This window comes from Streptomyces sp. NPDC055078 (genome assembly GCF_053607985.1).
Genome location: NZ_JBSGUP010000186.1, coordinates 1 through 12,887, shown reverse-complemented (window position 1 = coordinate 12,887; position 12,887 = coordinate 1). Strand labels below are relative to the sequence as shown.

The 12,887-nt window shown below is 72.3% G+C and carries 8 protein-coding genes and 3 pseudogenes; 3 read left to right on the top strand and 8 right to left on the bottom strand.

What is annotated here, in order from left to right; genetic code table 11:
- The 4 genes and pseudogenes from ACWF94_RS17755 to ACWF94_RS17740 all read right to left on the bottom strand — a co-directional run.
- Positions 1-780: pseudogene (locus tag ACWF94_RS17755) on the bottom strand (hypothetical protein); the annotation flags it as partial.
- Positions 781-989: 209 nt separating this feature from the next.
- Complete coding sequence (locus ACWF94_RS17750) at positions 990-2,471, bottom strand: MFS transporter (protein ID WP_453488564.1); 1,482 nt, start codon at positions 2,469-2,471, stop codon at positions 990-992.
- A 392-nt stretch (positions 2,472-2,863) separates the two neighbouring features.
- A complete protein-coding gene (locus ACWF94_RS17745; protein WP_453488561.1) occupies positions 2,864-3,262 on the bottom strand; it encodes a RidA family protein in 399 nt (132 codons plus the stop codon).
- A gap of 228 nt (positions 3,263-3,490) precedes the next feature.
- The gene (locus ACWF94_RS17740; protein WP_453488558.1) at positions 3,491-4,693 is read right to left on the bottom strand and encodes an acyl-CoA dehydrogenase family protein; all 1,203 of its coding nucleotides are present in this window, start codon (positions 4,691-4,693) and stop codon (positions 3,491-3,493) included.
- Positions 4,694-4,897: 204 nt separating this feature from the next.
- Between ACWF94_RS17740 and ACWF94_RS17735 the strand changes: the two genes are divergently transcribed.
- Positions 4,898-6,637, top strand: coding sequence for an AMP-binding protein (locus tag ACWF94_RS17735; protein ID WP_453488555.1), 1,740 nt, complete (start codon positions 4,898-4,900; stop codon positions 6,635-6,637).
- 60 nt (positions 6,638-6,697) lie between these two features.
- On the top strand, positions 6,698-7,534 hold the full coding sequence (locus ACWF94_RS17730; protein ID WP_453488552.1) for a PaaX family transcriptional regulator: 837 nt from the start codon (positions 6,698-6,700) through the stop codon (positions 7,532-7,534).
- 153 nt (positions 7,535-7,687) lie between these two features.
- Here ACWF94_RS17730 and ACWF94_RS17725 read toward each other — a convergent pair.
- Positions 7,688-8,667 (bottom strand): annotated as a pseudogene (locus ACWF94_RS17725) (oxidoreductase); the annotation flags it as partial.
- Positions 8,668-8,921: 254 nt separating this feature from the next.
- On the opposite strand from ACWF94_RS17725, the gene ACWF94_RS17720 reads away from it, so the two are divergent.
- The gene (locus ACWF94_RS17720) at positions 8,922-9,443 is read left to right on the top strand and encodes an ATP-binding protein (protein ID WP_453488549.1); all 522 of its coding nucleotides are present in this window, start codon (positions 8,922-8,924) and stop codon (positions 9,441-9,443) included.
- 33 nt (positions 9,444-9,476) lie between these two features.
- On the opposite strand, the gene argF is transcribed toward ACWF94_RS17720, so the two are convergent.
- The 3 genes and pseudogenes from argF to ACWF94_RS17705 all read right to left on the bottom strand — a co-directional run.
- Positions 9,477-10,496, bottom strand: coding sequence for an ornithine carbamoyltransferase (argF, locus tag ACWF94_RS17715; RefSeq protein ID WP_453488547.1), 1,020 nt, complete (start codon positions 10,494-10,496; stop codon positions 9,477-9,479).
- A gap of 299 nt (positions 10,497-10,795) precedes the next feature.
- The gene (locus ACWF94_RS17710; RefSeq protein ID WP_453488544.1) at positions 10,796-12,028 is read right to left on the bottom strand and encodes an arginine deiminase; all 1,233 of its coding nucleotides are present in this window, start codon (positions 12,026-12,028) and stop codon (positions 10,796-10,798) included.
- 208 nt (positions 12,029-12,236) lie between these two features.
- A pseudogene (locus tag ACWF94_RS17705) lies at positions 12,237-12,887 on the bottom strand (polynucleotide kinase-phosphatase); the annotation flags it as partial.

Sequence of the window (12,887 nt, the reverse complement as noted above, 5' to 3'; positions counted from 1 at the left end):
GTCCAGGGCCTCCCGCCCGCGCAGGACGGCCGGGTCCGCCCGGGGCGGCAGCAGGGCCCCCGGGTCGGCGGCGGCTGTCCGCCGTACCGCCGCGTCGCCGCCGGTCGCCGGTTCCGCCGGCAGCAGGTCGATCGCGACCGCGTCGGCCGGTCCCTCTCCGGGGCCCAGCAGCGCCACGGCCTCCCGGCAGGTGGTCTGCTCGTCGAGCGTGGTCCCGATCCGGTCGAGCGCCTCGAAGACACTGAGCGCGTCCGGGACACCGGGCAGGTCCGGGACACCGGGCAGGTCAGGAGCGCCGGGCGGGTCCGGGACACCCGGGATGTCGGGAGCAGCGGGGGCGCCGGGCACGTCAAGGACATCGGAGCCACCGGAGCCAGTGGAGACAGCGGGGGCGGCGCCACGGCGGGGACCCGGGGCGTCACGGGTGCCGGGGGTGCCGGAGGCGTCACGAATGCCGGGGGTGCCGGAGGCGTCACGGGTGCCGGACGCGGGCGGCACAGTTGCCGGGCCCGCGGCCACGATCACGCCCGCCAGCCCGGTCACCTCGCCGTCCAGGGTGAGCCGCTGCCAGACGCAGTAGCCCATAGGGGTGCGGTGGGTACGGGCCCGGCCGTCCGCCAGAACCGCCGCCAGCAGCCGTGCCGGACCGACACGGCGCTCGGCCCGGGCACTGACGCCCAGGCCCTCCAGCGGCGCGCGGACCTCTCCCGTGAGACTGCGGTAGACCGGGTCGGCGAAGAGGTACCGGGTGTCCGTGCCGAGGACGGCCAGCCCTGTCACCGGCGGGACCGGACCGGGCCCCCGGGGTGCGTCGACGCACACATCAGTACCTCCTCCCACGTCACAGGAGATGTTCTCAGTCCCCTGTGACACGTGCACACCGGGCAGCACATGCGCACCAGGTACCCCCTTCGGGCCGGGCACCGCGGTCCGCCGCCAGGGAGGTGCCGGACCGGCGTACGGGAACGGGACCCGGCGACCCTCACGGGTCACCCCTGCCCGGGCACCGTCCCGCCCTTGAGGCGCTCCAGGTCGGACGGGCGGACCTGGATCACCAGCAGGGCGATCACCGCCGCGATCACCGTGAAGACCGCGGCCATGACGAAGGCGGCGGAGATGCCGGACGACAGCACCTGGTCGTCCCAGGGCGGTGGGAGCTGCCCGGTCCGGCGGAAGGTGAGCCGTTCCGCCGGGGTCGCCCCGGCGAGGAACTCCGGGACGAGGGACTCGGCCTTGTCGCGGCTCGCCGTGCCGAACACGGTCACCAGGATGGAGAGCCCGAGCGAGCCGCCCACCTGCTGCATGACGTTGAGCAGCCCGGACGCGGCGCCGGACTCCTGGCGCGGCACACCGGAGAGCGCCATCAGCGTCAGCGAGACGAACTGCATGCCCATACCGAGGCTGAAGACCAGCATCGGCCCGAGGATGCTGCCGAGATAGGTGGAGTGGACATCGGTGAGCGTCAGCCAGCCGAGCCCGATCGCGGCCAGGATCGCGCCACCGACCATGAAGGGCTTCGGGCCGTATCGGGGCAGGAGCTGGGAGGTCACCGTGGCGCCCACCGCGATGATCACGCTGACCGGAAGGAAGGCGAGCCCCGCCCGGAGCGGGCTGAAGTCCAGGACGTCCTGAACGAAGAGGGTGAGGAAGAAGAACATGCCGAAGATCGCGGCGGCCAGGCTCAGCATGATTCCGTAGGTCCCGGCCCGGTTGCGGTCCGCGAACATATGGAGCGGTGTGATCGGCTGTTTCGAGCGCCGCTCGATCGTGATGAAGGCCGCCAGCAGCACCACGGCGGCGGCGAACGACGCCAGGGTGAGCGGATCGCGCCAGCCCTCCTGCGCGGCCCGGATGAAGCCGTAGACCAGCGCGACCATGCCGAGGGTCGAGACGAGCGCGCCGAGCACGTCGAAGTGCCCGGCGTGGCGCTCGGACTCCCTGATGAAGCGCGGGGTCGCGAGCAGGATCAGCACGGCGATCGGGACGTTCACGAAGAACACCCAGCGCCAGTCGAGCCACTCGACGAGAATCCCGCCCGCCAGCAGCCCGATCGCACCACCGCCCGCCGAGACGGCGGCGAAGACCCCGAACGCACGGTTCCGCCGGGGCCCTTCGGTGAAGGTGGTGGTGATCAGGGCGAGGGAGGTCGGGGAGGCGATGGCGCCGCCGACGCCCTGGAGGGCGCGCGCGGCGAGGAGTTGCCCTGAACTCTGTGACAGTCCGCCGAGGAGGGAGGCGATCGCGAACAGCGCGACACCTGCCATGAAGACCCTGCGGCGGCCCAGGATGTCACCGGCACGCCCGCCGAGGAGCAGCAGCCCGCCGAAGGTGAGGGTGTAGGCGTTCACCACCCACGCCAGGCTGGTGGTGGAGAAGTCCAGAGCGGTCTGGATGTGCGGGAGCGCGATGTTCACGATGGTGATGTCGAGGACCACCATCAACTGGCAGGAGGCGATGACCAGGAGAGCGATGCCCTGGCCACCGCCCTTGGGGCGGGCGGTGGTCGCGGCGGGTGCCGGTCGCGGCGTCGTCATGGCTCTTCGTGGCCTTGTCCTGGCCTCGTCCCTGACCTTGCTTCTGGCCTTGCTCCTGCGCCTTGCTTGCTGCGCCTTACTCCTGGCGCCTCACTTGCTGCGCCTTGCTTGCTGGCCTGTTCCTGGCTTGCGCTTGCCTTCTGCTTGCCTTGCGCGGCCTTTCCTGCCGTGCGCGGCCGTGTCGTGGTCGCGCACGGCCACGCTCGTGGCCTCGCACCGGATGGGTGAACCGTCCGTCCGCCCATCCACTCATCGACCGTATGCCCGCTCCACCCGCCTCACCAGTCGATCAAGGGCGAATCGAGACGGGCGCGGGGCGGGGACCGGGTTCACGGCAGTACGGCCATGCCGTCCAGTTCGACCAGCGCCTGTTCGTCCCAGAGCCGTACGACACCGATGACGGCCATCGCGGGGTAGTCACGGCCCGCCAGCCGCCGCCAGATCCGGCCCAGTTCGGGGGCGTGGTGGCGGTAGTCGGCGACATCGGTGGCGTACACGGTGACCCGGGCGAGATCGTGCGGGGCGCCACCGGCCGCGGCGAGGGCGGTGAGGAGATTGGCGAGGGCGGTCTCGAACTGTTCAGGCAGCGTCTCGCCGACCACCGCGCCGGCCATGTCCAGCGCGGTCTGCCCGGCGAGGAGCACCAGCCGGGTGCCGGTCGCCGTGACGGCGTGCGAGAACCCGGTCGGGGGTGACAGCTCGCCGGGGTTGTGGCGGTGCAGGCTCATGCGGGCGGCTCCTTCGCGTGCGGCACCTGCGGGCGCGAATCCGTTTCGTGCACAACCTTGTCCTCCGTGCGCACAACCTTGTGCTCCGTGCGCGCGGCCTCGTCACCGCCGCGCGCGGCGTGGTCGTCCGTCCGCGCGGCCCGGTCGCCGGCCCGCGCGGCGTGGTCCTCCGCGCGCCCGGCCCCGTCACCCGTACGCGCGGCTTGGTCGTCCGTGTGCCCCGTCCCGTCACCGGCACGCCCGGTATGGCCCTCCGCGCGCGGCGCTGTCGCCGGTACGCCCGGTCTCGACCTCCGTGCGCGACACCTTGTCGTACGCGCGCTCTCCGTACAGCTCCTTCGCGATGATCGATCGCTGGATCTCCGTCGCGCCCTCGTAGATGCGCGGGGCGCGCACCTCCCGGTACAGATGCTCCAGCAGATGACCGCGCTGGAGGGCGCGTGCGCCGTGCAGTTGGACGGCGGCGTCGACCACGTACTGCGCGGTCTCCGTCGCGAACAGCTTCGCCATCGCCGACCGCTTGGGCACATCGCCGGCACCCGCGTCGTACGCTGCCGCCGCCCCGTACACCAGCAGCCGCGCGGCCTCCGTGCGGGTGGCCATCTCGGCGACCTGGTGGGCGACCGACTGAAGGTCCTTAAGGGGGCCGCCGAACGCGGTCCGGCGGGAGGTGTGGGCGATGGTGGCGTCCAGGGCGGCCTGGGCCATCCCGACGGCGAACGCCCCGACGCTGGGCCGGAACAGGTTCAGGGTGTCCATCGCGACCCGGAAGCCCCGGCCCGTCTCGCCGAGGACATCGTCCCCGGACACGGGTGTGCCGTCGAAGGACAGCGCGCCGATGGGGTGGGGCGAGAGCATCTCCAGGGCGGTCCCGGTCAGCCCGGGGCGTTCGGCGGTGACGAGGAAGGCGGTCACGCCCCGGGCCCCGGCGCCCTCCGTGGTCCGGGCGAAGACGGCGTAGAAGTCGGTATCGGGGGCGTTGGAGATCCAGCGCTTCTCACCGCTGAGCCGCCAGCCGTTGCCGTACGGCACGGCCCTGAGGGCCAGGGCGGCGGCGTCGGAGCCCGCGCCCGGCTCACTGAGCGCGAAGGCCGCGACGGCGCGGCCGGCGATCACCTCGGGGAGCCAGCGCGCCCGCTGGGCCGGGGTGCCCGCCCGCACGACGGGGAACGTGCCGAGGCCCTGGAGCGCGAGCGCGGTCTCGGCCTCCGTACAGCCGTGGGCCAGGGATTCGCGCAGCAGACAGAGTTCCAGCGCTCCGGCACCGCACAGCCTTTCCAGCAGGCCCAGTTCGCCGAGGGCGGCGAGCAGGGGCCGGTTGAGCTGCCCCGGTTCGCCCGCGTCGGCGAGGGGGCGCAGGGTGTCGGCCGCGAGTGAGCGCAGCCGGGCGCACCGGGCGAGCTGTTCCGGATCGAGCGAGAATACGGGCATGCGTGCCCCACTCCTCTGATGATTCGACCGCCGATTCGGCCACCGGTTCAACCGCTGGCCCGCCTGCCGGGTCGACCGCCGGACCGGCCTCGGCTCGTCCGCCGATTCGACCGCCGATTCGACCGCACCTATCGCGAACCGTTGACTGCCGTCACCATCACGATACGCTCCCTTCACGACCCCACCACGAGAAGGGGGCGATCCATGGAGCTGACACCCTCGGCCCACCTCGACACCTTCGCACGTGACCAGCTCCCGCCCGCGGACCAGTGGCCCGAGTTGCTCTTCGAGCTGCCGGGACTGCGCTATGCCCAGCGGTTGAACTGCGGTGTCGAACTGCTGGACCGCACGATCGACCGCTTCGGCGCGGACCGGCCCGCCTTCCGCACCGGGGACGGCGCGGTCTGGACGTACGGGGAGCTGCGCGACCGCGTGGACCGGATCGCCCACGCCCTCACCTCCCGGCTCGGAGTCGTCCCGGGCAACCGGGTCCTGCTGCGCGGCCCCACGACCCCCTGGCTGGCCGCTTGCTGGCTGGCGGTGATGAAGGCGGGCGCGGTGGCGGTCACCGTACTGGCACAGCAGCGGGCCGATGAACTGGCCACGGTGTGCTCGATCGCCGCCGTCGACCGCGCGCTCTGCGACAGCCGCTCGCTCGGCGAGCTGACGGCGGCCGGGGTGCCGGGGCTGCGGATCACCCCCTACGGCGGGGACCGTCCCGACGATCTGCTGCGGCTGGCGGCGGCCGGGCCCGGCGAGCCCTACCCGGCGGTGCGGACGGCCGCCGACGATGTGGCCCTGATCGCCTTCACCTCGGGCACCACAGGACGCCCTAAGGGTTGTCTGCACTTCCACCGGGACATCCTGGCGATCGCGGACACCTTCTCCGCCGAGGTGCTGCGGCCCGTGCCCGGCGACCTCTTCGCGGGCAGCCCGCCGCTCGGCTTCACCTTCGGGCTCGGCGGACTGGTGGTCTTCCCGCTGCGGGCGGGCGCCTCCGCGCTGCTGCTGGAGCGGTCGGGGCCCGCGCAACTGCTGCCCGCGATCGCCGAGCACCGGGTGTCGGTGCTGTTCACCGCGCCGACCGCGTACCGCGTGATGCTCGGCCGCCTCACAGGGGCCGCCGGGTCGCCCGGGTCGCCCGGGTCGCCCGGGTCGCCCGCGCCCGCCGAGTCGCCCTCGCCCGGCGGGGCCGCCGGGTCCAACGCGTCCGACGCGTCCGACGCGTCCGCCGTCGCCTCGCTGCGGCGCTGTGTGTCGGCCGGGGAGAATCTGCCCGCCGACACCTGGCGGGAGTGGTACGAGCGGACCGGGCTGCGGATCATCAACGGCATCGGCGCCACCGAACTGCTGCACATCTTCATCTCCGCCGCCGACGACGCGATCAGACCGGGCACCACCGGCGTCCCGGTGCCCGGCTGGCAGGCGCGGGTGACGGACCGCGACGGCGCTCCCGTCGCGGACGGGGAGCCGGGGCTGCTTGCGGTACGGGGCCCGGTCGGCTGCCGGTATCTCGCCGATCCCCGGCAGCGGGAGTATGTGCGGGACGGCTGGAACATCACCGGCGACACCTATGTGCGCGACCCCGACGGCTATTACCGCTATGTCGCCCGCGCCGACGACATGATCATCTCGGCGGGCCACAACATCGCCGGGCCCGAGGTGGAGGACGCGCTGCTGGGCCATCCGGATGTCCGGGAAGCGGCGGTGGTCGGCCGGGAGGACGCCCTGAGGGGGCAGATCGTGGTCGCGTATGTGGTGCTCCGCGAGGGAGCGCCCTCCCGCGACCGGGCCGATGCCACCGCCGCCGCGCTCGGCGAGTACCTGATGGCCCGGCTCACCCCGTACAAGTGCCCCCGCGCGTACGTCTTCCCCGACGCGCTCCCCCGCACCTCGACCGGCAAGCTCCAGCGGTTCCGGCTGCGGGACCCAGGGCGCTTCTGACGGATCGCGCCGGGCTCGCGTGACCGGCCTGATCCACCGGGAACGCCTTAGAGTGATCGCGTGGCCGACCAGCACACCCCCCGCTCCCTGATCGTCACCCTCTACGGCGCGTACGGACGCGAGTACGGCGCCTACGGAGACGACCGGCCGCCCGGCCCGCTCCCGGTGGCCGAGCTGATCCGGCTGCTGGCCGCGCTCGGCGTGGACGCGCCGTCCGTACGGTCCTCGGTGTCCCGGCTCAAGCGCCGGGGGCTGCTGATCCCCGGCCGTACCCCTGAGGGCGCGGCCGGTTACGCCCTGTCCGCCGACGCCCGTCAGCTCCTCGCCGACGGCGACCGGCGCATCTACGGCCGGGGCACCCCGCTGCTCTCCGACGGCTGGGTCCTCGCGGTCTTCTCGGTGCCCGAGGCCGAGCGCAGCAAGCGCCATCTGCTGCGCTCCCGGCTGGGGCGGCTCGGCTTCGGCACGGCGGCGCCCGGGGTGTGGATCGCCCCGGCCCGGCTGTACGAGGAGACCCGTCATACGCTGCGCCGCCTCCAGCTCGACCCGTATGTCGAACTGTTCCGGGGCGGGCATCTCGGCTTCGCCGCGACGGCGGAGGCGGTGGCGCGCTGGTGGGACCTGGCGGGGATCGCCAAGCGGCACGAGGAGTTCCTCGGCGCGCACGAACCGGTCCTGCGGTCGTGGTCGGCGGGCCGTACGGCATCCCCCGAAGACGCGTACCGGGACTATCTGTACGCGCTGGACTCCTGGCGCAAGCTGCCGTACATCGACCCCGGACTGCCCATGGAGCTGCTGCCCGAGGGCTGGCCGGGCGGGCGTTCGGCCGAGGTCTTCGGGGAGCTGCACGAGTTGCTGCGGGACGCGGGCGCGGTGTTCGTCCAGCAGGACGGCTGACCCGCGCGCGGGGGCGCGGTCGGGCCTGAGCCGGCACCTGGGGCGTGTTGCGACCGGGTCCACATGGCATCGGGTCGCGTCGGGATCGGGTCGCGTCGCGTCGCATCCGGTTACGTCGCATCGGGATCGGCTCGGGGCAGGCCAGGGGGCGCGTCAGGTCAGGGTGAGCCTCGGTTTCGGCGCGTCCGTACGCCCCTTCGGGGGTGTGCGGCTGCCCGCGCGGTACGGGAGCGGCCAGGGGGCGCCGGGCCCGCTGTAGGACTGGTCGGCCGCCGCGTGCAGGGTCCAGTGGGGTCGTACAGATGCGGTCTGGCGAGCGCGCACAGATCCGCCCGGCCCGCCAGCAGCAGGGAGTTGACGTCGTCCCAGGAGGAGATCGCGCCCACGGCGATGACGGGGATGCCGATGGTGTTACGAATACGGTCGGCGTACGGCGTCTGATACGAGCGCCCGTACTCGGGCCGCTCCTCTGGGACGACCTGCCCGGTGGAGACGTCGATCGCGTCGGCCCCGTGATCGGCGAAGGCGCGGGCGATCTCCACGGCGTCGTCGGCGGTGGTGCCGCCCGCCGCCCAGTCGGTCGCCGAGAGCCGGACGGTCAGCGACCGGGTGTGGACGAAGTCGGTGATCCGGCGCCAGGCGGCCGTCTGCTCCGGGGTGTAGAGGCCGGTGCAGCCGGGGGTGATCCGGCCCCGGGCGCTCACACACACCATCTCGCTCATCACCAGACCGGCCCCGCCGAGTGCCCGTGCGCCGAGGAGTACGAGGTGGAAGTCGCCGGGGACGCCGTCCACGGCGGAGTACATGTCCATCGGGAAGACGACGACCCGGTTGCGCGGTTCGAGTCCGCGCAGCCGGAAGGGCGTGAACATCGGCGGGGTGGCCGCCGGGCAGCCGAACTCCTGCTCCACGGCGTCGGTGAAGGCCGCGTCACGCATCCGCAGATTGCCGTGGGTGACCCGGCGGCTGCGGGTGAGGAGGTTGAAGGCGAACTGCCGGGGCGGCTGGCCGATACGGTACGCCACCTCCTCGAACCAGCGCAGCGATGCCGCCGCCGCCCGCTGGGCCGACTCGACCACCGGGCGGCGCTCGGCCTCGTACGCTGCGAGGGCGTCGGCGAGGCTGGGCTGCTCTGCCGGCCTCTGCCTGCCCTTCGAAGCTATCACTCCCATGTAACTTCCGTCACGACTACGCGATAGGCTGTCCGGTCCGGTACCCGGCGGACGTGACACGGCAATGGTCCTGTCACGGTGAGGGCACAGGTTCTGACCAGGGTGCCCCCCGGCCGCACGGCGGCCCCGGGGGCTTCCTATGGTGGAGGCGCGACGCCGTCCACCGGACGGGGCTCGTCCGCTGTCACCCCAGCACCCCGAACCACCGCCCCCGAATGGACCCCGCCGTGTCCGCTGAAGCATCCGGCCCCGCCGCCTGGCGCATCGCCCTGCCGCACACCGCGGTCGCGGTGCCCATGGCCCGCGCCCTGGTCCGTACGGCGCTGGCGGAGGTCGAGGCCGCGGCCGACAGCGACACGGCGGAACTACTGACGGCCGAACTGGTGGCCAACGCGGTGGAGCACACCCCGGGCGAGGTCCCGATAGAGCTGGTGGTCGCGCTGCTGCCCACCGGCTGCCAGGTGGAGGTCCACGACGGTGACCCGGCGCCGCCTGGGGATCTCTCCCGTACGGCGGCGGCCGACGGTATCGACCCCTGGCAGGAGCACGGGCGCGGGCTGCTGCTGATCCGCGCGCTCAGCTTGGCGTGCGGGCACCGCGTCACCGCGGCGGGCAAGGCGGTCTGGTTCACGCTCCCGGCGCGGGCGGCGACGGAGCCGCAGGGGGCGACGGAACCCCGGGAGTCGCGGGAATCACGGGAGTCGCCGCAGCCGGGGGAACGACGCTCCCGGGCCTGACGGCCCCACGGACCTATCGCGCGGCGCCCTGCCTCACAGGATCACGGTTCCCGGCCTGGCGAGCGTCGCCACCAGCACCGCCTTGATCGTGTGCATCCGGTTCTCCGCCTCGTCGAAGACCACGGAACGGTCCGACTCGAAGACCTCGTCGGTGACCTCCAGCTCCGTCAGACCGTGCCGCTCGTAGATCTCCCGCCCGACCTTCGTCCCGAGGTCGTGGAACGCGGGCAGACAGTGCAGGAACTTCACCTCCGCGTTGCCGGTGGCCCGCAGCACATCCATGGTCACGGTGTACGGACCGAGCGCCTTGATCCGCTCGTCCCAGACCTCCTTGGGCTCCCCCATCGACACCCAGACATCGGTGGCGACGAAGTCCGCGCCCCGCACCCCGTCGGCGATCTCCTCGGTGAAGGTGATCCGCGCTCCGCTGGTCTCGGCGATCTGATGGGCCCGGGAGACGATGGCCTCGGACGGCCAGTACGCCCTGGGGGCGACGACCCGGACATCCATACCGAGCAGCGCCCCGGTGATCACATAGGAGTTCCCCATGTTGAAGCGGGCGTCCCCGAGATAGGCGAAGGCGATCTCCTGGAGCGGTTTGGCGCTGTGCTCGCTCATGGTGAGCATCTCGGCCAGCATCTGGGTGGGGTGCCACTCGTCGGTGAGCCCGTTGTAGACCGGCACCCCGGCGTGTTCCGCCAGTTCCTCGACCGTCTCCTGCGCGTCACCCCGGAACTCGATCGCGTCGAACATCCGGCCGAGCACCCGCGCGGTGTCCTTGGCCGACTCCTTGCTGCCGATATGCGAACCGGCCGGATCGATATACGTCGTCGCCGCCCCCTGGTCCGCTGCCGCGACCTCGAACGCGCAGCGCGTACGCGTCGACGACTTCTCGAAGATCAGCGCGATGTTCTTCCCGCGCAGCAGCGGAACCTCGTCACCGGCCCGCTTGGCCGCCTTGAGCCGGGCCGCCAGGTCGATCAGACCGCGGAACTCCTGGGAGGTGAAGTCCAGCTCTTTGAGGAAGTGGCGGCCTTCGAGGTGTATCGCCATGGCGGTGCTCCTGCGTCGCGAATGCGGTGACGATGGAAGTGTATACGAGCCCCTGCATCGCTATACGGAGAGGATCCTCCCCCACCCATGAGGTTCCCCGAGGCTCCCGGGCGGCCGGAAGCCCTCAGGGAGCACGAGGTGATACGGGGAACCCCCAGCCGGTCCGGGGAACCCGAGCGGTCCGGGAGCCGCAACCGGTCCCCGGGGGAACCCCGGCCGGTCCGGGAGCCGCAACCGGTCCCCGGGGGAACCCCGGCCGGTCCGGGGGCCGCAACCGGTCCCCGGGGAACCCCGGCCGGTCAGACCGCATCCCGCTCCACCGGACAGCTCATGCACCGGGGCCCGCCCCTGCCCCGCCCCAGCTCGCTGCCGGGGATCTCGATGACCTCGATTCCCTGCTTGCGCAGATGCGTATTGGTGGTGACATTCCGCTCGTACGCCACCACGACCCCCGGTTCGACGGCCAGCACATTGCAGCCGTCGTCCCACTGCTCGCGCTCCGCCGAGTGCACATCCTGGGTCGCGGTGAGCACCCGGATCTCCTTCATCCCCAGCGCGGCGGCGATCGCGCTGTGCATATGCTCCGGAGGGTGGTCGCTCACCTTGAGCGCCCGGGAGCCCTCCGCCGGTTCGATGGTGTACGAGCGGAGCATGCCCAGGCCCGCGTACTGCGTGAAGGTGTCCCGGTCGACCATCGTCATCACCGTGTCGAGATGCATGAACGCCCGCCGCTTCGGCATGTCCAGCGCCACGATCGTGCGCGCCGAACCGGCCTCGAACAGCCCCCGGGCCAGCATCTCCACCGCCTGGGGCGTGGTGCGCTCACTCATCCCGATCAGCACAGCGCCGTTGCCGATGACGAGGACGTCGCCGCCCTCGATGGTGGAGGGATAGTCGTCCTGCCCCTCCGACCAGTGGTGGAACTCACCCGCGTGCGGACCGGTGAACAAGGGGTGGTGCTTGTAGATCGCCTCGAAGTGCACGGTCTCGCGCTGCCTGGCCGGCCAGCGCATGGCGTTGATGGAGACGCCGTCGTAGATCCAGGCGGAGGTGTCGCGGGTGAAGATGTGGTTGGGCAGCGGTTCGAGCAGGAAGTCGTCCAGGTCCATCACATGGAAGCGGACGGAGGTCGGCTCGGGGTGGGAGGCGAGGAACTCGCGCTTGGTCATCCCGCCGACCAGCGCGTCGACCAGCTCGGCGGTCGGCAGCGCGTCGAACGCGGCCCGGAGATGATCGGTGGCGAGCGGGCCGTACTCCTTCTCGTCGAAGACCCGGTCCAGGACGAGCTTCCTGGCCTCGGGGATGTCCAGCGACTCCCGCAGCAGATCGCCGAAGAGGTGGACCTCGGTCCCCCGGTCGCGCAGGACATCGGCGAACCCGTCGTGCTCCTGGCGGGCGCGGCGCACCCAGAGCACATCGTCGAAGAGCAGCGCGTCCTTGTTCCTCGGCGTCAGCCGCTTCAGTTCAAGGTCGGGCCGGTGCAGTATGACCCGGCGCAGCCGCCCGGTCTCGGAGTCGACATGGAATCCCATGTCCCCATCCTCACCGCACGGCGCGCGCTTCACTCGGGATGCGTCAAGAGCGTTTCCTGTCGTATCCCGCGACGGCTCATGGTGTGCGGGGCGCGTACGGGTGCCCGGACCGGTCCGGGCACCCGTATGTACGGGGGCCGGCATGCCACAGGTACGGGTGTCGGCATGTCACAGCCGACACCCGTACGTCACAGCCGACACCTGTACGTCACAGCCGGGGGTCGACCGGCTCCGACTCCAGCGCCAGGACGGCGAACACCGCCTCGTGGACCCGCCACAGCGGCTCCCCCTCGGCCAGCCGGTCCAGCGCTTCCAGACCGAGCGCGTACTCCCTCAGGGCGAGCGACCGTTTGTGGTTCAGGAACCGGTTGCGCAGCCGCTGGAGATTGTCCGGGCGGGTGTACTCGGGGCCGTAGATGATGCGCAGATACTCCCGGCCGCGGACCTTCACGCCGGGCTGGACGAGCCGGCCCTTGGCGTCCCGGGCGAGTGCCTGGAGCGGCTTGACGACCATGCCCTCGCCGCCGCGGCCGGTCATCTCCAGCCACCAGTCGATACCGGCGCGGACGGAGTCCTCGTCGCCGGTGTCGACAATCAGCCGTCTGGTGACCTGGAGAAGGCCCGTGGGGTCGTGCTCCACCAGCCGGTCCAGCCAGGCGAGCTGCTTGTCGTGCGGGACGGCCGCCAGGGAGCGGCCGGGCGCGGCGAGGATCTGGAACGGCGCGAGCCGCACCCCGTCCAGGCCGTCCGTCGGCCAGCAGTAGCGCCGGTACGCCTCGGTGAACGCGCCCGCGTCGACGGCGCGCTCCCGCTGGACGTCCAGCAGGCCGCCGACCGCCACCCCGCGCCCGGCCGCCGC